Source organism: Streptomyces sp. NBC_01235 (genome assembly GCF_035989285.1).
Taxonomy (GTDB): Bacteria; Actinomycetota; Actinomycetes; order Streptomycetales; family Streptomycetaceae; genus Streptomyces.
Window position 1 is genome coordinate 8,168,937 of record NZ_CP108513.1, and the last position, 20,147, is coordinate 8,189,083.

Consider the following 20,147-nt stretch of genomic DNA (forward strand, 5'->3'; position numbering starts at 1 on the left):
TGCTCGATCCCGCACGCCTTGTGATCGAGCCTGTCCGGCCGAGCAGAGTAGCCGGACATGAGCAATGGGGCCACCCCGTGCGCGAGGATGGTGGCCATGAACGCCATCATCACCGCATCGGAACTGGCGGGCGACCTGGCGGGGGAGAACCCGCCCGTCGTCCTCGACGTCCGCTGGCAGCTCAGCATGGCGAAGGCGGCCGGCGAGCCGCCCTTCGACGGCCGGGCCGCGTACGAGTCCGGGCATGTACCCGGCGCGGTCTACGTCGACCTGGACCGGGAACTCGCGGGAGCGCCGGGCGGGCGGGGCCGGCATCCGCTGCCCGACCTCGCGGAGTTCGGCGCGGCGATGCGCCGGGCGGGTGTCTCGGCCGACCGGCCGGTGGTCGTGTACGACGGCGGGCAGAGCTGGGCGGCGGCACGCGCGTGGTGGCTGCTGCGCTGGACGGGTCACCCGGACGTGCGGGTCCTCGACGGAGGGTTGCCGTCGTGGCAGGGGGACCTCTCGACAGACGTCCCCGCGCGCGTGGAGGGCGACTTCGAGCCGGTGCCGGGCGCCACAGGCCTCCTCGACGCGGACGGCGCCGCGGCACTCGCCCGCTCCGGAGTGCTGTTCGACGCCCGCGCGGGGGAGCGGTATCGAGGTGAGGTCGAGCCGATCGACCCGGTCGGCGGGCACATTCCGGGTGCCGTGTCCGCGCCCACGAACGTCAACGTGGCCCCGGACGGCCGCTTCCTGCCCGCCGAGGACCTGAAGGCCCGCTTCAAGGCGCTGGGAGCGGTGGACGGCACCGAGGTGGGCGTGTACTGCGGCTCGGGCGTCTCAGGGGCCCACGAGGTGCTGGCTCTTGCGGTCGCGGGGATTCCGGCGGCCCTGTATGTCGGATCGTGGTCGGAGTGGTCCTCGGACCCGGCCCGGCCGGTCGCCGTGGGCTCCGACCCCCAGTGACCCGCCGAGCGGACATGTCGGGGAGGGCCGCACCGAACAGGTGCGGCCCTCCCCGACGTATGTACCTACGTGCGAACCGGCATCCGCGAACCCACGGGCACCCCGGGCGAGTTGCCCGGGGGCCGCTTACTCCTGCTTCTTCCGCCGTGTCCCGAACACGATCTCGTCCCAGCTCGGCACGGCGGCACGGCGGCCCGGACGGACACCGTCCGCCTCGGCCTGCCGGTCCGTGGCGCCGACGAGACGGTCGCGGTGACTGCCGACGGAACGGGGCATGAGGACGTCCGCGTAGGCGGAACCGGCGGAGGCGGCGGGCGCCGGGGGTTCCTCGGCGACGGGCTCCTGCTCGTCGGGCTCCTCCGTGGTGGGCTCCGCCGGGCGTTCCGGGACGACCATGTCGCCACGGAAGCTCGGTACCGCCTCCAACAGGCTGGTCAGCGAGTCCCGTTCCCGCTCGCCGGTGCTCTCCTCGGCCGACTCCGACGGCTGGGCCGGCAGGCTCGGCCGGTCGAGGGTGCGATCCAGCGGGCGGTCGCGCGGCAGCCGCGCGATACGCGGAACGAACGGAAAACTGGGCTCGGGAGCGGCCAGGTCGTCGGACTCGCCGATCAGCGAACGCGCCTCGTCGTCGACGGCCTGGACGAGCCGCCGGGGCGGGTCGTACGTCCAGCTCGCCGAGTGCGGCTCGTCCGCGACCCGGTAGACGAGCAGGACCTCCCAGGTGCCGTCGTCGCGCCGCCACGAGTCCCACTGGACGGTGTCCTTCTCGGCGCCGCGCAGCAACAGCCGTTCCTGGACTGCCTCGCCGAGCTGCGGCCCGGCGTTCTCACCGGGCCGGCGGACCGGAGTCTTCCGGGCCCGCTCGGCCATGAAGGCGCGCTCGGCCAGCACGGGGCCCTCGAAGCGGCGCACGCGGTCGACGGGGATGCCGGCCATCTGCGCGACTTCTTCCGCGGTCGCACCGGCACGTATACGCGCCTGGATGTCGCGGGGGCGGAGATGGCTCTCCACCTCGATCTCGATCTGGCCGAGGCGGGGACGGTCGCCGCGTACGGCGGCGCGCAGACGCTCGTCGATCGGAAGCGTGTACTCCGTGCTGTCCGCAGCCTTCAGCACCAGCCGTGTGCCGTCATTCGAGACGGCCACGACACGCAGTTCGGGCATGGGGACCTCCCGGGTGGTGCCTGCCGACGTCACGTGCGTCGCTGCTTCCGCTAGTCGAGTGTGGCCTGCCCGGGTGCAGCCTGCCACAACCTTGCCGAGTTGCCCGGCGTGTCGGGCACAGGCACTGCGCCGCCGTTATGGCACGGTTACCTATTCGCCACGCTAAGTGACCAACGCCGTCACCCTGTGCAACCAGCCCCCTCCATGCGGTCCGGCGAGGCTCCGGACATCCTGGCGGGAGACCGGGCCCAGGGCTCGCAACAGTACTCCATTTGGGCCACGTGCGTGGATTGGCGCGCCACCCAACTTCTGGCAAGAGGTGGGACTTGGCCGTCCGTGGTGCCGTTTTTGCGATCTTGTGCGTGGCGTACTTCACGCAATCTTCCGAAACCGAACCAATCGAAACGGAATTGACCGTTTCGTTCGTACGCCCCTTCGACGGCGTTCGCTACGACCCCAGAACCCGCCGCAAGTAGTCGTTCTGGAAGCGGCGGTCGGGGTCCAGCCGGTCCCGCAGCTCCGTGAACTCGCCGAAGCGTGGATACACACCGGAGAAGTACTCCGCGTCCCGGGTGTGCACCTTGCCCCAGTGCGGTCGGCCCTGGTGGGCGGTGAAGATGCGCTCGGCGGCGGTGAAGTACCCCTGGTACGGCGTGCCCTTGACCATGTGGACGGCGATGTACGCGCTGTCGCGGCCGGAGGCGGTGGACAGGGTGATGTCGTCGGCGGGCGCGGTGCGCACCTCCACGGGGAAGCTGATCCTGAGGCCCGAGCGGTCGACCATCGCCTTGAGTTCGCGCAGTATCCCGGTCACGGCCTCGCGTGGGACGGCGTACTCCATCTCCATGAACCGCACCCGGCGCGGAGACGTGAAGACCTTGTAGGGGATGTCCGTGTAGGTGCGCGCGGACAGGGCCTTGCTGGAGACCTGGGCGATCGTCGGGATGGTGGCGGGCACGGCCCGGCCGACCCACTGGGCCACCTGGAAGACGCCGTTGGAGAGGAACTCGTCCTCGATCCAGCCCGTGATCGGGCTCACCGGCTTGCTGGGGCCCGCGCTGCGGTTGTTGCGCTTGGTGTTGGTGCTGCCGGTGTGCGGGAACCAGTAGAACTCGAAGTGCTCGTTCTCGGCCCACAGTTCGTCGAACTCGGCGAGGACCCTGTCGAAGGGCATCGGCTCCTCGCGCGCGGTGAGCAGGAAGATCGGCTCGACGGCGAAGGTGATCGCGGTGATGATGCCGAGGGCGCCCAGGCCGATCCGGGCCGCCGCGAAGACCTCGGGGTTCTCCTTCTCGGAGCACGTGAGCACCGAACCGTCGGCCGTGACCAGTTCCAGGCCCTTGATCTGGGCGGCGATCGAAGCGGACTCGCGTCCGGTGCCGTGCGTGCCGGTGCTGGTGGCCCCCGAGACGGTCTGCTCCATGATGTCGCCCATGTTCGTGAGCGACAGCCCCTCGCGTGCGAGGGCCATGTTGAGTCTCTTGAGCGGCGTGCCGGCCTCGACCGTGACGGTCATGTCGTCGCGATCAATGTTGCGGATGCCGGTCAGGAGCTGAGGGCGGATCAACACACCGTCCGTGGCGGCGATCGACGTGAAGGAGTGGCCGGTGCCGACCGCCTTCACCTTCAGCCCGTCCTCGGCGGCCCGGCGCACGGCAGCGGCCAGTTCGTCGACGGAGGCGGGCGTGACCTCCCGCGCGGGGCGTGCGGCGACATTGCCGCCCCAGTTACGCCACGTGCCGTTCTTCCCGCTCGCTGTGCTGCTCAACGGTGCCTCCCCGACCCGGAGCCGGCCTGTTCAGCCGGCGGTACCCCAGGAAACCGACCGCGACCGCGACGGCTCCGGACACCGCCGGAACCCCGTACCCGGCCCGCGCGCCGGCCGCGTCGATGACCCAGCCGGCGATGGAGGAGCCGAGCGCGACCCCGACCGCGAGCCCGGTGCTGATCCAGGTCATGCCCTCGGTCAGTTGTGCGCGTGGTACGTGCTCTTCGATGAGGGACATCGTGGTGATCATCGTGGGAGCGATGGCCAGGCCCGCAAAGAACAGCGCCACGGCCAGAAACGGCAAGTTTCCGACCAGTAGGAGGGGGATCATACTCACGGCCATCATGAACACGCCCAGCAGCCAGCGCCGTTCCGGCGCCCCCTTCAGGCGCAGCAGGCCGAACACGAGCCCGGCCGCGCACGAACCGGCCGCGTAGACCGCCAGGACGACGCTGGCGGCGCCCTTGTGGCCCTGCTCGTCGGCGAAGGCGACGGTGACCACGTCGACCGCCCCGAAGATCGCTCCGGTCGCCACGAAGGTCGCCACCAGGACCTGGAGCCCGGGCGAGCGCATTGCCGAACCGCCGCCGCGCTGCTCGCGCGGGTGCGGCTCCGGCTCGGTGGCCCGCTGGGCGGTCAGCCAGAAGACGCCGACGGCCAAGAAGCAGGCCGCCAGCAGCGGTCCCGCCTCCGGGAACCAGACGGTGGACAGGCCGATGGAGATGATCGGCCCGACGATGAAGCACACCTCGTCCACCACGGACTCGAACGAGTACGCGGTGTGCAGTCGAGGGGTGCCCCGGTACAAGGCCGCCCAGCGGGCCCGGATCATCGCGCCCAGGCTGGGCACGGTACCGATGCCTGCGGCGCACACGAACAGCACCCAGTCCGGCCAGTCGAAGTGCGCGGCCAGCAGCAGCCCGGCCGCCGCGGCGAGCGCGACCAGCGTCGCCGGGCGCAGGACCCGGCGCTGCCCGTGCAGGTCCACCAGGCGCGAGATCTGCGGCCCGAAGGCCGCGGCCGCCAGCGCGATGGTCGCCGACAGCGCGCCCGCGAGCCCATAGCGCCCGGTGAGCTGGGAGACCATCGTGACCACGCCGATGCCCATCATCGACAGCGGCATCCTGCCGAGGAACCCCGCGGCGGAGAAGCCCTTGGAGCCGGGGGCGGCGAACAGGGCGCGGTACGGGCTCGGCACGGAGATCTCCGGTGGTCCGGTCACGCGCGCGTGGCGGCTCGGCGCGACGTGAGGGAAGGCGGTTCGGCGGGGCCCCGTGAGACGTGCGGGGGCCCGGCAGAACCGGTAAGGCGTGAATCCAGCTCATACAGCTTACGAAGTTAGGCAACCCTAACGCACCCGGGTGCACGGATGGCACGCCCCGTCCGTCACCCCGCCGTTTCCCGGCTGTCAGAGGCGGGTGGCAGGATCGACCCATGCGAGACGCGCTCGATGCCACCCCCTACGACGCCCTGCTCCTGCTCTCGTTCGGCGGCCCGGAAGGCCCGGACGACGTTGTCCCGTTCCTGGAGAACGTGACACGCGGGCGCGGCATCCCCAAGGAACGCCTCAAGGAAGTCGGTCAGCACTACTTCCTGTTCGGCGGGGTCAGCCCCATCAACGACCAGAACCGCGCCCTGCTGGACGCCCTGCGCAAGGACTTCGCCGGCCACGGCCTGGACCTGCCGATCTACTGGGGCAACCGCAACTGGGCCCCGTACCTCACGGACACCCTGCGCGAGATGGTCGCCGACGGCCGCCGCCGCATCCTCGTCCTCGCCACCAGCGCCTACGCCTCGTACTCGGGCTGCCGCCAGTACCGCGAGAACCTCGCCGACTCGCTGGCCGCGCTGGAGACCGAGGGCCTGGAACTGCCGAGGGTCGACAAGCTGCGGCACTACTTCAACCACCCGGGCTTCCTGGAGCCCATGATCGACGGCGTCGTCGAGTCCCTCGCCTCCCTTCCCGCCGACGTCCGCGAGGGCGCCCACCTCGCCTTCACCACCCACTCGGTCCCGACGGCCTCGGCCGACACCTCCGGCCCGGTCGAGGACCACGGCGCCGGCGGCGCGTACGTGGCGCAGCACCTGGACGTCGCACAGCTGATCGCCGACGCCGTCCGCGAGCGCACCGGCGTGGACCACCCCTGGCAGCTCGTCTACCAGTCCCGCTCCGGCGCCCCGCACATCCCGTGGCTGGAGCCCGACATCTGCGACCACCTGGAGGAGCGGCACGCGGCCGGCGCCCCCGCGGTCGTGATGGCTCCCATCGGCTTCGTCTCCGACCACATGGAGGTCCTCTACGACCTCGACACGGAGGCGAAGGCCAAGGCGGAGGACCTCGGCCTGCCGGTACGCCGCTCGGCCACGGTGGGCGCAGACCCACGCTTCGCGGCCGCGATCCGAGAGCTCGTCCTGGAGCGCGCCGCGCGCGAGAGCGGCCGGGAGGTCGCCCCGTGCGCCCTGGGGGCGCTCGGCGCGAGCCACAACCTGTGCCCGGTCGGCTGCTGCCCCGCCCGTGCCTCCAAGCCCGCCGCCGCGGGCGTCGACAGCCCCTACGCGTGAGGAGCGGCGTGACCGACCCCCTGCACACCGAACTGCTCGAGCTCGCCCAGGAGGCCGCCCGCCGGGCCGGTGAGCTGCTGCGGGACGGCCGCCCGGCCGACCTCGCGGTCGCCGCCACCAAGTCGAGCCCGATCGACGTGGTCACCGAGATGGACATCGCCGCCGAGAAACTGATCACGGGCCTGATCTCCGAGCACCGTCCCGACGACGGCTTCCTCGGTGAGGAGGGCGCCTCCAGTGAGGGCAGCAGCGGCATCCGCTGGGTGATCGACCCTCTGGACGGCACCGTCAACTACCTCTACGGGCTGCCCACCTGGGCCGTCTCCATCGCGGCCGAGCGGGACGGTGAGACGGTCGTCGGGGTCGTCGAGATCCCGATGCGCGGTGAGACGTTCCACGCGGTGCGCGGTGGTGGTGCCCGTGGGAGGGGTGCCTGGGAGGGCGAGCGGGTGCTGTCCTGCCGTCCTGCCGCGCCCCTGGAGCAGGCCCTGGTCTCCACCGGCTTCAACTACGTCACCGAGGTCCGCGCGCACCAGGCCGATGTCGCGCAGCGGCTCATCCCGCTGCTGCGCGACATCCGGCGCGGCGGCTCGGCCGCGGTCGACCTGTGCGACGTGGCCGTCGGCCGCCTCGACGGCTACTACGAACGCGGGCTGCACCCCTGGGACCTCGCCGCGGGCGACCTGATCGCCCGGGAAGCGGGTGCGCTGACCGGTGGACGGCCCGGAGAGCGCCCCGCACGTGACCTGGCGGTCGCGGCCACGCCGGGTGTCTTCGAGCCCCTCCAGCGACTCCTGGAGGAATTCGGCGCCTGGCACGACTGAGCCGCCGCCGCGCGCAGACGCGAAGGGGCCCCGGCGCTGGATTCGCCGGGGCCCTCCGTCATGCGTGGGAACTGCCTGGGAAGTGCTCAGACGCTCGTCGCGCCGACCTCCACACCGTGCTCGGCGGCCAGGCGGCGCAGGTCGTCGAGCTCGGCCTGCTCCACCTCGGCGAGGAAGTCGTCGCCCTCGTCGCGAGCCCTCGTCAGGTCGGACTCGGTCGCCCTTATACGCTGCAGAAGTCCTGCGGTGAATGCGTCCATGCTGCGCCCCCTCGTCCTGGGTCGTGGGTCGGTGGCACGGGGGTGTGCCGGTTGGGAAGGGGCGATCACGTCTCCAAATAGGTGCCCAGCGCTGCCCTGCTGGGCGGCGACGGTGCCGGACACCCACGCCCACTCTGCGGCAAGCGGAACGCGGAGTACCACATGGTTCTGCGGCACATGCAGAGCGTGATCGCGGGGTGTAAAGCCGTCCTCCCCCCGCTCCCTTCCACGGAAACCTCAACCCGACGAGAAAATCTCGCATTCCCGGGCTTCACACCGGTCCTTCATCTCCCGCGCACCCGTCTTACCGCCGACTTATGGCCGAAAAGGGCAGGATGGAGGCACACACTCACCAAGGACCCTGCCCGCGTGCGCTCACGGAGCGCTACGCGGGTGGACAGAGGAAGGACAAGCGACGTGCGCGTACTCGTCGTCGAGGACGAGCAGCTGCTCGCCGATGCGGTGGCCACCGGACTGCGCCGGGAGGCCATGGCCGTCGACGTCGTGTACGACGGTGCGGCTGCCCTGGAACGCATCGGCGTCAACGACTACGACGTGGTCGTCCTCGACCGCGACCTCCCCCTCGTGCACGGCGACGACGTCTGCCGCAAGATCGTCGAGCTCGGCTTGCCCACGCGCGTGCTGATGCTCACGGCCTCCGGCGACGTCAGCGACCGTGTCGAGGGCCTGGAGATCGGCGCCGACGACTATCTGCCCAAGCCCTTCGCGTTCAGCGAGCTGATCGCACGCGTGCGTGCTCTCGGCCGGCGCACCAGCGTGCCGCTGCCTCCCGTCCTGGAGCGGGCCGGCATCAAGCTCGACCCCAACCGTCGCGAGGTCTTCCGCGACGGCAAGGAGGTCCAGCTCGCGCCCAAGGAGTTCGCCGTCCTGGAGGTCCTGATGCGCAGCGAGGGAGCGGTGGTCTCCGCGGAGCAGCTCCTGGAGAAGGCCTGGGACGAGAACACCGACCCGTTCACCAATGTCGTGCGGGTGACCGTCATGACCCTGCGCCGCAAGCTGGGCGAACCTCCGGTGATCGTCACCGTCCCCGGTTCCGGCTACCGGATCTGATCCGCCGTGGCATCGACTCCCGCGCCTCCCCAGGCGCCCCCGAAGCCCACCTGGGACCCCAGGAGCCCGCAGATCCCCTTCCCCTGGCTGCGCCCGACCATCCGCATACGGCTCACGCTGCTGTACGGCGGGATGTTCCTGATCGCGGGCATCATGCTGCTGTCGATCATCTATCTGCTGGCCGCGCAGGCCCTCCACGAGGGCGGCGGCGGCCAGGCCTTGCAGATTCAGGGGGTCGGCGTCCACGTCAGCAGCACGAGTTGTCCCGCCGTGAACTCCGCGCCCGGGGACGAGATCGACTCGGTTCTCAAGCAGTGTGACGCCGTCCAGCGGCAGCAGGCCCTGGACGACCTCCTCAGCCGGTCCCTGCTGGCCCTGCTGGGCCTCGCCGTGATCGCCTTCGCCTTCGGCTACGCCATGGCCGGCCGCGTGCTGTCCCCGCTCGGGCGGATCACCCGCACCGCGCGCGCCGTGGCCGGCTCGGACCTGTCCCGCCGCATCGAGCTGGACGGACCGGACGACGAGCTGAAGGAACTGGCCGACACCTTCGACGACATGCTGGAGCGCCTGCAGCGGGCCTTCACGGCCCAGCAGCGCTTCGTGGGCAACGCCTCGCACGAGCTGAGAACACCGCTGGCGATCAACCGCACGCTGCTCGAAGTGCATCTCTCCGATCCGAACGCGCCCGTGGAGCTGCAACAGCTCGGCAAGACGCTGCTGGCGACCAACGAGCGCAGTGAGCAGCTCGTCGAGGGCCTGCTGCTGCTGGCCCGCAGCGACAACCAGATCGTCGAGCGCAAGCCGGTGGACCTCGCGGAGGTCGCCGAGCAGGCCATCGACCAGGTGCACGGGGAGGCGGCGGCCAAGGGCGTGGTGATCCGGGGCGAGCAGAAACCCGCTGTCGTCCAGGGCAATGGCGTCCTGCTGGAGCGGATCGCCCTTAACCTCGTGCAGAATGCCGTGCGGTACAACGTGCCCGAAGGCGGCTGGGTCGAGGTGACCACCGATGTCCAGCACGGCCAGGCGGTCCTGGTCGTGTCGAACACCGGGCCGGTCGTTCCGGCGTATGAGATCGACAATCTGTTCGAGCCCTTCCGTCGGCTGCGTACGGAGCGGACGGGCAGCGACAAGGGCGTCGGGCTCGGGCTTTCCATCGTGCGGTCCGTGGCCCGGGCGCACGGTGGCCATATCGCGGCTCAGCCGCGCGAGGGGGGTGGGCTCCTGATGCGGGTCACTTTGCCCGTCTGAGATCATGTCGCCGACACACACGGGGATGTTCGCTTTGCGCGGAATTTTCTGGGCTTCCCCCCAGCGTGGCCGTGTGTGATCGATCACAAGGGCGAATTTCCGGCCATCTACTCTCCGTGATCATGAATGCCACCGTAAGGCCCGGAAAATCCGGGTTTTCGGGGGTCCTGATCACGGGAAGTACACGGTGAGATGCCTTTGAAGTGCGGCATTCGGACCGTGTACGGTCCCGATCGCCATCCAAGCCGATCACTCGTGAGGAGTCCGGTTGGGTGTCGATTGAGTAACAGACCTTGATGTGAGGCAAAATCTCCGCCTCGAGGCGGGCACAAGTCCGGCCTCTCACGCGTTACGTGCGCTGGAGACACCGCAGACACCCAGAGGGGGAGAGGCGAAATGGCTACCGATTACGACACCCCACGCAAGACCGATGACGACGTCGATTCCGACAGCCTTGAAGAGCTGAAGGCACGGCGGAACGACAAGTCAGCCTCCGCAGTGGACGTTGACGAGTTCGAGGCCGCAGAGGGCCTCGAACTGCCCGGCGCAGACCTCTCGAACGAGGAGCTGGCCGTCCGGGTGCTGCCGAAGCAGCAGGACGAGTTCACCTGCATGAGTTGCTTCCTGGTGCACCACCGCAGCCAGCTGGCCCGGGAGAAGAACGGCCAGCCGATCTGCCGCGACTGCGACTGAGGCGGGGTCGGCCGTGACTGGCTCGACCCCTCCTCGGAAGCGCCGCTTCCCCCTGCGGGGAACGGACAAAGGGCCGTCCCGAGGCCCTCACGGCGTGCGTGACGACGAGCGAGGCTCATCCGGAAAGGGAGCGGTCCCTGCAGGATCGGCCTCGCTCGAACCCGCGTCCGACCGGGGTGACTTCCCGGCACCGACGCGCAACGCCGCCCCCGTCGCCAGACGGAGGGCGGCGGCCATCGGGGCCAAGGTGACGGAACTGGCCCGGCAAGGCGTCCGCAAGGGCGGGAACCGCGCCAGGGCGGGGCTGGCGCACCTCACCGACCGCATCATCGAGATCGCCCCGAGGATCCCCGTACGGGACCTCCAGACGCTCCGCCGACAGTTCCCGGGCCTCGGGCCCGAGCAGATCGCGGACAAGCTCGTGGCGGGCGCGGCCAACGCCACGTCCACCGTCGGAGCGGGCATCGGGGCGGCGGCGATGCTTCCCGTGCCGCCCGCGATGCCGACCGAACTGGCCGCGGAGATCACCGGGGTCGCCGCGATCGAGCTGAAGCTGATCGCCGAACTCCACGAGGTCTACGGTGTGCGGCCGTCGGGCAACCTCAAGGACCGCAGCACCGCCTATCTGCGCTCGTGGTCGGGCGAACGCGGGGTCGACGTCCTCAAGCCGTCCTCGATCAACTCGGCGTTCGGCGGCCAGATGAAGCGCGAGCTGCGCCAGCAGATCATGAAGCGCATGGTCCGAGACCTGCCGAACCTCATGCCCTTCATGGTGGGCGCCGCCGTCGGCGCGGTCATGAACCGGCGGGACACCAGGAAACTGGCCGCGAAGGTCCGGGCCGACCTGCGGAAGCTGCAGGTGCCGTGGGACGCGCTGCCGGAACTGCCGCCGCTGGAGAAGCCGGCGGATCCACTGGCCATGGGGGAGATCCCCGAAAATCCCCTGAACTTCCAGAAACCCGAAAACCCCGGAAACCCCGAGAAGCCCGGGGAACTCGGCCGCTGAGGTCGGCCGAGGGTCTCCGGCTACGCCGCCGCTTCCCGCGCCGCCTTGAGGGCCTGCGCCAGGCGCTCCGGCTCCCGCGTCGACAGGTACAGGTAGGGCGTGGGGTCGTCCGGGTCGGTGACCTCCACTCGCAGCGCCGTGGGGATGTAGGCGCGCAGCAGCAGGAAGGCCCGGGTGTCGGCCTTGTACGTGCGCCAGGCGCGCGCCTCCTCGGCGTCCAGGATCTCCGCCTCGCCCAGGGCCGCGACCGGGATCTTCGCCTCGCCCGCGATCAGGGAGTCGCCCACGACGCGGATGCGGAGGGATCCGTAGGAACTGGCCATGACCGCCGCTACCGCGGTGCCGCCGGCCAGGCCGCCGAGCAACGGCAGGGTGCCGAAGGGCAGCAGGATCAGGGCGCAGGAGACGCCCACCAGGAACGAGATGAACCACCACGAGCGGGGGGCGGTGAGACGTTCGTCGTAGGGGGTGGCGGAGAGCAGCATGGAGCCAAGCTTGGCACGGTGTCCGGTATTGGCCGACGCGCGGGTAAGGTCTGCGGCTGTGAGTGGTACTTCCGCAGCTCTTGAGCCTCCGGCCAATGCCGTGAAACCCGTCCGGCACCCCGATGCTCCCGTGCCCGGCGAACTTCTCGGCGCCCACTACGAACACTGTTTCGGATGTGGCGGCGAGCAGACGCATGGGCTGCACCTGGAGGCTCGGGCCGGCGAGGGGGTGACCGTCACCGCCGAGTTCACCGTGCGGTCCGCCCACCAGGGCGCGCCCGGTCTCGCGCACGGCGGGATCCTGGCCTCGGCCCTCGACGAGACACTCGGCTCGCTGAACTGGTTGCTGCGGACCATCGCCGTGACCGGACGGCTGGAGACCGAATTCGTACGGCCCGTGCCCGTGGGTACCACGCTGCACCTGGAGGCCGAGGTGACGGCGGTGGCCGGGCGCAAGATCTACTCGACCGCCACCGGGCGGATCGACGGCCCCGACGGGCCCGTCGCCGTCCGTGCCGACGCGCTCTTCGTCGAGGTCGCGGTCGAGCACTTCGTGAACCACGGTCGCGAGGAGGAGATCCGGGCCGCGATGAGCGACCCGGACCAGATCCGGCGTGCCCGCGCCTTCGAGGTGAACCCGTGAGCCGCGACTCCCTGGACGTTCTGATCCGGCGCGTCGACCCCGACGTACCGCTTCCGGCGTACGAGCATCCTGGGGACGCGGGAGCCGATCTGCGCACCACCCAGAGCCGTGAACTGGCGCCGGGGGAGCGGGCCGTGCTGCCCACGGGGGTTTCCATCGCCCTGCCCGAGGGGTACGCGGCCTTCGTGCACCCGCGCTCGGGGCTCGCCGCCCGGTGCGGCGTCGCCCTCGTGAATGCCCCGGGGACGGTTGATGCCGGGTACCGTGGGGAGATCAAGGTGATCGTGGTGAATCTCGACCCGCGCGAGTCCGTGCGGTTCGAGCGCTTCGACCGGATTGCCCAACTGGTCGTCCAGCAGGTCGAGAGGGTCCGCTTCCAGGAGGTCGCGGAGCTTCCCGACTCGGCGCGGGCCGCAGGGGGCTTCGGGTCCACCGGCGGGCATGCCGCCGTGGGCGGCGCAAGCGGTACAAGCGGTCAGGCCGCCGAGGGCGGCGCGACGGGTGGGAATCGATACGCTTCGGTCGTATCCGACCGGGAAGGACAGTGACGTGTTCGGACGTCGCAAGAAGAAGGGTGCCGCCGAGGACGCGGCCGGCGAGGCCGAGCAGGTCGTCGACAGTGTCGACACTGAGGCGGACGACGTAGAAGGCGAGCGCGAGCGTGTGCGGCTCGAGCCCGAGCCGCGGCCCGACGGGCCCTGGGACGACTCCGAGGTACGCGACCCGGCCGAGGGCCGCGTGGACCTCGGCGGGATCTTCGTGCCCGGGGTCGACGGCATGGAGCTGCGGGTCGAGGTCGCCGGTGACGCGATCGTCGCGGCGACCGTCGTGCTGCGCGACAGCGCCATCCAGCTGCAGGCCTTCGCCGCTCCCAAGCGCGAGGGCATCTGGGGCGAGGTGCGCGAGGAGATCGGCTCCGGCATCACCCAGCAGGGTGGCATCGTCGACGAGGTCGAGGGCCCGCTGGGCTGGGAGCTGCGGGCCCAGGTGCCGGTGCAGCTGCCCGACGGCACGGGCGGCTTCCATGTCGTGCGGTTCGTCGGCGTGGACGGTCCCCGCTGGTTCCTGCGCGGGGTGATCTCGGGCCAGGGCGCGGTGCAGCCGCAGGCGGCCGGGCTGCTCGAGCAGATCTTCCGGGACACGGTCGTGGTTCGCGGCGAGGGCCCGATGGCGCCGCGCGACCCGATCGTCCTGAAGCTGCCGAACGACGCGCAGATGGTGCCCGAGGGCGTCCAGCAGCAGGATGAGGGCTCCCGCTTCTCCGGCGGCATGGGCCAGTTGCAGCGCGGACCGGAGATCACCGAGGTCCGCTAGGCGCACGGCAGACCGTACGGCTGAAAGGGCCGCATCCCGACTAGGGATGCGGCCCTTCGGCATGCGTACACCCTTGACGGTCCATTGGTCTGGACCTACGGTCTCCGCTCAACGCCTGAGTTCATAAGGGCGCTCTGTGTTCATATACAAGAACGAGAACGGAGCCGCTGTGCGTCGAACCGCATTCCTTGTGACCGTCACCGCCCTCGTCCTGGGCGCTCTCGCGTCCCCGAACGTCCCCCGGGCCCAAGCCGCCCCCACCGCCTTCACCCACCCCGGGGTCACCGTCTCCCGGGCGCAGCTGGACTTCGTCCGGGGCAAGGTCGACTCCGCGGCCCAGCCCTGGAAAGGTGCCTTCGATCAGCTGCTGGCGAGCAAGTACGCGAACCTGACCCGCACCCCCAAGCCCCGAGCCGTGGTCGAGTGCGGGTCGTACTCCGACCCGAACCACGGTTGCACGGACGAGCGCGAGGACGCCCTCGCCGCCTACACCGACGCCCTCGCCTGGTACGTCACCCGGGACGAGCGGTACGCGAAGAAGGCCATCGAGCTGATGGACGCCTGGTCGGCCGTGATCAAGGACCACACCGACAGCAACGCACCCCTGCAGACCGGCTGGGCCGGCTCCTCCTGGCCGAGGGCCGCCGAGATCATCAAGTACACGTACACCGGCGCCTGGAACGACTCGGGCCGCTTCGCGACCATGCTGCGGGACGTCTACCTGCCCGAGATCGTCAACGGTTCCCACTCCAACGGGAACTGGGAGCTGTCGATGACGGAGGCCGCGATCGGCATCTCCGTCTTCCTCGAGGACAAGGCGTCGTACGACAAGGCCATGGCGAGGTTCCGTACCCGCACGGCCGCCTACGTCTACCTGGCCTCCGACGGCGAGCTGCCGAAGACCGTGCCGAGCCAGAACCTGGACACCCGGGACAAGATCGTCGCCTACTGGCAGGGACAGGGCACCTTCGTCACCGGCCTGACCCAGGAGACCTGCCGCGACCTCACTCACACCGGGTACGGCGTCTCCGCGATCTCGCACGTCGCCGAGACCAGTCGGATCCAGGGCCAGGACCTGTACGGCACCGACGTCGGCGAGCGGCTGCGGCAGGCCCTCGGCTTCCAGGCCAAGTACCAGCTCGGCGCGGCCGTCCCGGGGTGGCTGTGCGGCGGCTCGCTGAACACGGGGCTCGGGCCGGTCACCGAGGTCGGCTACAACGCGCTGCACAACCGGCTGGGCATCGCCATGACCAACACGCAGACGCTGACCCTGCAGAACCGCCCGGCCGGCAGCAACAACCTCTTCGTCGCCTGGGAGACGCTGACCCACGGGGACAATCCCGCGTGATCCGATGCGGGTGAACCGATGCGCGTGAACCGATTCGGGGGGCTCGTCCGATGAAGGGTTGAGGGGCGCCGGTTGTTCGTCTCACCGCGTCAGGGTTGCGTCAAAGGCGTTCCTCGCACTTCAGATCGTCCCTTTTGTCGGAACTGTTGGCCGTAAGGTCGACGCTGCGTACGCAGCAGTTACTGGAAGACAATGAGGCCATGGCACGCGGCAAGCTTCGGATCTACCTCGGTGCGGCACCGGGCGTGGGCAAGACGTACGCGATGCTGTCCGAGGCGCACCGGCGGGTGGAGCGCGGTACGGACTGCGTCGTGGCGTTCGTGGAGCACCACGGGCGGCAGCGCACCGAGGTGCTGTCGCACGGGCTGGAGCAGGTTACGCGTCGCGAGCTGGAGTACCGGGGCGGCGTCTTCCCCGAGATGGACGTGGACGCGGTCCTGGCCCGCGTCCCGCAGGTCGCCCTGGTGGACGAGCTCGCCCACACGAACGTCCCGGGCTCGCGCAACGCCAAGCGCTGGCAGGACGTGGAGGAACTGCTCGCGGCCGGCGTCGACGTGGTCTCGACGGTGAACATCCAGCATCTGGAGTCCCTCGGCGACGTCGTGGAGTCGATCACGGGGGTGCGGCAGCAGGAGACCGTGCCCGACGAGTTCGTCCGGCGCGCCGACCAGGTCGAGCTGGTGGACATGTCACCCGAGGCGCTGCGGCGGCGGATGGCACACGGCAACATCTACAAGCCGGACAAGGTCGACGCAGCCCTGTCCAACTACTTCCGGCCCGGAAACCTCACCGCTCTGCGGGAGCTGGCCCTGCTGTGGGTGGCCGACCGGGTAGACGAGTACCTGAAGCAGTACCGCAGCGAGCACCGGGTGTCGGCGATCTGGGGTTCGCGCGAGCGGATCGTTGTCGGGCTGACCGGCGGCCCGGAGGGGCGCACCCTGATCCGGCGGGCGGCGCGGCTGGCGGAGAAGGGCGCGGGCGGCGAGGTGCTGGCCGTGTACATCGCGCGCAGTGACGGGCTGACCTCGGCCTCGCCCAAGGAGCTGGCGCTCCAGCGCACCCTCGTGGAGGACCTGGGCGGCACCTTCCATCACGTGGTCGGCGACGACATACCGGCCGCGCTGCTCGACTTCGCCCGAGGGGTGAACGCCACGCAGATCGTGCTCGGTTCCTCGCGCCGCAAGGCGTGGCAGTACGTCTTCGGACCCGGAGTCGGTGCGACGGTCGCCCGCGAGTCGGGGTCCGACCTCGACGTGCACATCGTCACCCACGACGAGGTCGCCAAGGGGCGCGGGCTGCCGGTGGCCCGGGGCGCCCGGCTCGGGCGGGCCCGGATCATCTGGGGCTGGCTGGTCGGAGTGGCGGGCCCGGCACTGCTGGCGGTGCTGCTGAACTCCGTCCATCTCGGCCTCGCCAACGACATGCTGCTGTTCCTGGCGGTGACCGTGGCGGCGGCGCTGCTCGGCGGGCTGCTGCCCGCGCTGGCCTCGGCGGCCGTGGGCTCGCTCCTGCTGAACTACTTCTACACACCGCCCCTGCACAGATGGACGATCGCCGACCCGAAGAACATCGTCGCCATCGTGATCTTCGTCGGGGTGGGGGTCTCGGTGGCGTCGGTGGTGGACCTGGCGGCCCGGCGTACGCATCAGGCGGCCCGGTTGCGGGCCGAGTCGGAGATCCTCTCCTACCTGGCGGGCAACGTGCTGCGGGGTGAGACCAGCCTGGAGGCGCTGCTGGAGCGGGTGCGGGAGACCTTCGGGATGGAGTCGGCGGCGCTGCTGGAGCGGGCGGACGACAGAGCGCCGTGGACCCGCGCGGGCCACGTCGGGCTCGGGCGCCCGGTCGAGCGGCCCGAGGACGCGGACGTGGACGTGCCGGTCGGGGACCATCTGGCGCTGGCGCTCACCGGGCGGGTGCTGCCCGCCGAGGACCGGCGGGTGCTGGCCGCGTTCGCCGCGCAGGCGGTCGTCGTGCTGGACCGGCGGCGCCTGCAGGAGGAGGCCGACCAGGCCCGCGCGCTGGCCGAGGGCAACCGCATCCGCACGGCCCTGCTGGCCGCCGTCAGCCACGACCTGCGCACGCCGCTGGCCGGGATCAAGGCGGCGGTGTCGAGCCTCAGATCCGACGACGTGGCCTGGTCGGAGGAGGACCGGGCGGAGCTGCTGGAGGGCATCGAGGAGGGCGCGGACCGCCTGGACCACCTGGTGGGCAACCTGCTGGACATGTCCCGCCTCCAGACCGGTACGGTCACGCCGATCATCCGGGAGATCGACCTCGACGAGGTGGTGCCGATGGCGCTCGGCGGGGTCCCGGATCCGGAGGAGAGCGTGGAGCTGGACATCCCGGAGACGCTGCCCATGGTCGCCGTGGACGCCGGACTGCTGGAGCGGTCGGTCGCCAACCTCGTGGAGAACGCGGTCAAGTACAGCCCGGGCGGTGAGCCCGTGCTGGTCTCGGCGAGTGCGATGTCCGACCGTGTCGAGGTGCGGGTCGTGGACCGTGGGCCGGGTGTCCCCGACGAGGCCAAGGAGCGGATATTCGCGCCCTTCCAGCGGTACGGTGACGCCCCGCGCGGGGCCGGGGTGGGGCTCGGCCTGGCGGTCGCGCGTGGCTTCGCCGAGGCCATGGGCGGCACCCTCAACGCCGAGGACACCCCAGGTGGCGGCCTCACCATGGTCCTCACCGTCCGCGCGGCGGGACCGCGCCCCGAGCTGCAACCCGTACAACGCGAAAGGCAGGCCTCATGCTGAGCCCGGCTGGGGGGACACCCCAGGCTCCCACGAGGGTGCTCGTGATCGACGACGAGCCGCAGATCGTGCGCGCCCTCGTGATCAACCTCAAGGCCCGCAAGTACGAGGTCGACGCCGCTCACGACGGTGCCACCGCCCTCCGGCTCGCCGCCGCCCGCCACCCGGACGTGATCGTCCTCGACCTGGGGCTGCCGGACATGGACGGCGTCGCGGTGATCAAGGGGCTGCGCGGCTGGACCAGGGTGCCGATCCTGGTGCTGTCCGCCCGGCACTCCTCGGACGAGAAGGTCGAGGCGCTCGACGCCGGCGCCGACGACTACGTCACCAAGCCCTTCGGCATGGACGAGCTGCTGGCGCGGCTGCGGGCCGCGGTCCGCCGGGCCGAACCCGCCGGGGGCGGCGAGGACGAGGTCCTGGTGGAGACCGACGAGTTCACCGTCGACCTGGCCGCGAAGAAGGTCACCCGGGCCGGGAAGGACGTACGGCTGACGCCCACGGAGTGGCATCTGCTGGAGGTGCTGGTGCGCAACTCCGGCCGTCTGGTCAGCCAGAAGCAGCTGTTGCAGGAGGTGTGGGGGCCGTCGTACGGGACGGAGACGAACTATCTGCGGGTGTACATGGCCCAGCTGAGACGCAAGCTCGAGGCGGACCCCTCGCATCCCAAGCACTTCGTCACGGAACCCGGGATGGGGTACCGGTTCGAGCGCTAGTACGGCGGGCGGGACGGCCGGTACGGCGGCGGGTACGGCTCTGTCGGTGCACCCCGGTACGCTTCAGATATGAGTGCTGTTCCTCGTTCCGAAAAGCCGGTGGGCCGGTTCCGGCGCATGCTAGACCGGCTCTCCTCGTCGCAGGAGGACCTGGAGTCCGAGGAGCTGCGGGAGGACGCCGAGACGACCGGTTGTACGCGCATCGGAGACTGCCAGGACCGCCAGATAGTCACGGTTACTGGTACCTTGCGCACGGTCACCCTGCGGCCGCGTGCCGGAGTCCCGGCCCTGGAGGCCGAGCTGTTCGACGGCAGCGCCGCGTTGGACGTGGTGTGGCTGGGCAGGCGTTCCATCGTGGGCATAGAACCGGGGCGCAGGCTCATAGCATCGGGCCGGGTCTCCATGAGCCGGGGCCGCCGGGTGCTGTTCAACCCCAAGTACGAACTGAGACCCCTGGGTAGGGAGTAGCCGGTGACGTCGCTCGACAAGCCGACCGAAGACACGACTGCGGAGGACACGGCCGCGGCCGACGCCCGGGCGGTGACCGAGGCCGCGCTGTTCGAGGCGTTCGGCGGCGTGCGGGGCATGGTCGAGACGGTGGTGCCCGGCCTGCTCTTCGTCACGATCTTCACGATCAACAAGGACCTGCACATGTCCGCGATCGCCGCGCTCGCGGTGTCGCTGGTCCTGGTCGTGGTCCGGCTGGCGATGAAGGACACGGTCAAGCACGCGTTCAGTGGGGTCTTCGGTGTGGCCTTCGGCGTCGTCTTCGCGATGATGACCGGCAACGCCAAGGACTTCTATCTGCCGGGCATGCTCTACACGCTGGGGCTGGCGCTGGCGTACATCATCACGACGCTGTGCGGGGTGCCGCTGATCGGGCTCATCCTCGGGCCGGTCTTCAAGGAGAACCTCTCCTGGCGCACCCGCAACCCCGGCCGCAAGAAGGCGTACGCCAAGGCCAGTTGGGCGTGGGGGCTGATCCTCCTCGCCAAGTGCGCGATCCTCTTCCCGCTGTACTGGTGGGCGAACACCGCCCAGCTGGGCTGGGTGCTGGTGGCGCTGAAGATTCCGCCGTTCCTGCTGGCCGTCTGGCTGACGTGGGTGTTCCTCGCGAAGGCGCCCGCGCCGATCGACGTGTTCTCGGAGATGGAGGCGGAGGAGAAGGCGGAGGCTGAGCGGGAGGCTGCCGCCGCGACCTCGGAGACCGGTGGGCGGCACCGCCGGGAAGGGTAGTTCCCGGCGTTGGTGTGACCGTCCCTGGGGGCTGCCGCCCCCCAGACCCCCGCTTCGACCCTCAAGGGGCCTCGTCCTCAGACGCCGGACGGGCTGGTAGGGAAAGGGCGCCCTGAG

The 20,147-nt window shown here is 70.5% G+C and carries 20 protein-coding genes; 15 read left to right on the top strand and 5 right to left on the bottom strand.

Translation table 11 applies throughout. The features are described 5' to 3' along the window. Positions 1–96 precede the first annotated feature (96 nt). The gene (locus OG289_RS36800) at positions 97–948 is read left to right on the top strand and encodes a sulfurtransferase (RefSeq protein WP_327318348.1); all 852 of its coding nucleotides are present in this window, start codon (positions 97–99) and stop codon (positions 946–948) included. Between the two features lie 126 nt (positions 949–1,074). Here the strand turns inward: OG289_RS36800 and sepH are convergent, their stop codons facing one another. From sepH to OG289_RS36815, 3 genes are all read right to left on the bottom strand, one after another. Next, complete coding sequence (sepH, locus tag OG289_RS36805; protein WP_327318349.1) at positions 1,075–2,112, bottom strand: septation protein SepH; 1,038 nt, start codon at positions 2,110–2,112, stop codon at positions 1,075–1,077. Between the two features lie 448 nt (positions 2,113–2,560). Next, positions 2,561–3,880, bottom strand: coding sequence for a D-arabinono-1,4-lactone oxidase (locus tag OG289_RS36810; protein WP_327318350.1), 1,320 nt, complete (start codon positions 3,878–3,880; stop codon positions 2,561–2,563). After that, the gene (locus OG289_RS36815) at positions 3,840–5,078 is read right to left on the bottom strand and encodes an MFS transporter (protein ID WP_327320912.1); all 1,239 of its coding nucleotides are present in this window, start codon (positions 5,076–5,078) and stop codon (positions 3,840–3,842) included. The genes OG289_RS36810 and OG289_RS36815 overlap by 41 nt, the downstream gene beginning before the upstream one ends. Before the next feature lie 236 nt (positions 5,079–5,314). Between OG289_RS36815 and OG289_RS36820 the strand changes: the two genes are divergently transcribed. Then, a complete protein-coding gene (locus OG289_RS36820) occupies positions 5,315–6,442 on the top strand; it encodes a ferrochelatase (protein WP_327318351.1) in 1,128 nt (375 codons plus the stop codon). An 8-nt stretch (positions 6,443–6,450) separates the two neighbouring features. Beyond that, a complete protein-coding gene (locus tag OG289_RS36825) occupies positions 6,451–7,266 on the top strand; it encodes an inositol monophosphatase family protein (protein WP_327318352.1) in 816 nt (271 codons plus the stop codon). A gap of 86 nt (positions 7,267–7,352) precedes the next feature. Here OG289_RS36825 and OG289_RS36830 read toward each other — a convergent pair whose 3' ends face one another. Next, complete coding sequence (locus OG289_RS36830; protein WP_177244520.1) at positions 7,353–7,526, bottom strand: hypothetical protein; 174 nt, start codon at positions 7,524–7,526, stop codon at positions 7,353–7,355. A 417-nt stretch (positions 7,527–7,943) separates the two neighbouring features. On the opposite strand from OG289_RS36830, the gene OG289_RS36835 reads away from it, so the two are divergent. From OG289_RS36835 to OG289_RS36850, 4 genes are all read left to right on the top strand, one after another. Further along, positions 7,944–8,597: a response regulator transcription factor gene (locus OG289_RS36835; protein WP_327318353.1), complete on the top strand. Its 654-nt coding sequence runs from the start codon at positions 7,944–7,946 to the stop codon at positions 8,595–8,597. Positions 8,598–8,603: 6 nt separating this feature from the next. Then, on the top strand, positions 8,604–9,845 hold the full coding sequence (locus OG289_RS36840) for a sensor histidine kinase (protein ID WP_327318354.1): 1,242 nt from the start codon (positions 8,604–8,606) through the stop codon (positions 9,843–9,845). 396 nt (positions 9,846–10,241) lie between these two features. Then, positions 10,242–10,538 carry a DUF4193 domain-containing protein gene (locus OG289_RS36845; protein ID WP_003993510.1) on the top strand — a complete coding sequence of 99 codons (297 nt, stop codon included), beginning with the start codon at positions 10,242–10,244 and terminating at the stop codon, positions 10,536–10,538. A gap of 13 nt (positions 10,539–10,551) precedes the next feature. After that, positions 10,552–11,544, top strand: a complete 993-nt coding sequence (locus tag OG289_RS36850; protein ID WP_327318355.1) for a hypothetical protein — start codon at positions 10,552–10,554, stop codon at positions 11,542–11,544. Between the two features lie 20 nt (positions 11,545–11,564). On the opposite strand, the gene OG289_RS36855 is transcribed toward OG289_RS36850, so the two are convergent. Next, positions 11,565–12,029 (bottom strand): DUF3093 domain-containing protein, encoded by a 465-nt coding sequence (locus OG289_RS36855; RefSeq protein ID WP_327318356.1) that lies wholly within the window; start codon positions 12,027–12,029, stop codon positions 11,565–11,567. A 58-nt stretch (positions 12,030–12,087) separates the two neighbouring features. Between OG289_RS36855 and OG289_RS36860 the strand changes: the two genes are divergently transcribed. The 8 genes from OG289_RS36860 (at position 12,088) to OG289_RS36895 (ending at position 20,030) form a co-directional block, all read left to right on the top strand. Further along, the gene (locus OG289_RS36860) at positions 12,088–12,672 is read left to right on the top strand and encodes a PaaI family thioesterase (RefSeq protein WP_327318357.1); all 585 of its coding nucleotides are present in this window, start codon (positions 12,088–12,090) and stop codon (positions 12,670–12,672) included. After that, positions 12,669–13,220: a dUTP diphosphatase gene (gene dut / locus OG289_RS36865; protein ID WP_327318358.1), complete on the top strand. Its 552-nt coding sequence runs from the start codon at positions 12,669–12,671 to the stop codon at positions 13,218–13,220. Before OG289_RS36860 ends, dut begins: the two co-directional genes overlap by 4 nt. A 1-nt stretch (position 13,221) precedes the next feature. After that, entirely contained in the window at positions 13,222–13,986 is a 765-nt protein-coding gene (locus OG289_RS36870) for a DUF3710 domain-containing protein (RefSeq protein ID WP_327318359.1), read from the top strand. Positions 13,987–14,155: 169 nt separating this feature from the next. After that, entirely contained in the window at positions 14,156–15,334 is a 1,179-nt protein-coding gene (locus OG289_RS36875; protein WP_327318360.1) for an alginate lyase family protein, read from the top strand. Between the two features lie 200 nt (positions 15,335–15,534). Beyond that, positions 15,535–18,084: an ATP-binding protein gene (locus OG289_RS36880; protein ID WP_327318361.1), complete on the top strand. Its 2,550-nt coding sequence runs from the start codon at positions 15,535–15,537 to the stop codon at positions 18,082–18,084. Then, a complete protein-coding gene (locus tag OG289_RS36885) occupies positions 18,078–18,794 on the top strand; it encodes a response regulator (protein WP_327318362.1) in 717 nt (238 codons plus the stop codon). The genes OG289_RS36880 and OG289_RS36885 overlap by 7 nt, the downstream gene beginning before the upstream one ends. A 69-nt stretch (positions 18,795–18,863) precedes the next feature. Beyond that, positions 18,864–19,262, top strand: coding sequence for an OB-fold nucleic acid binding domain-containing protein (locus tag OG289_RS36890; protein ID WP_327318363.1), 399 nt, complete (start codon positions 18,864–18,866; stop codon positions 19,260–19,262). Positions 19,263–19,265: 3 nt separating this feature from the next. After that, positions 19,266–20,030: a DUF3159 domain-containing protein gene (locus tag OG289_RS36895; RefSeq protein ID WP_327318364.1), complete on the top strand. Its 765-nt coding sequence runs from the start codon at positions 19,266–19,268 to the stop codon at positions 20,028–20,030. Positions 20,031–20,147 lie beyond the last annotated feature (117 nt).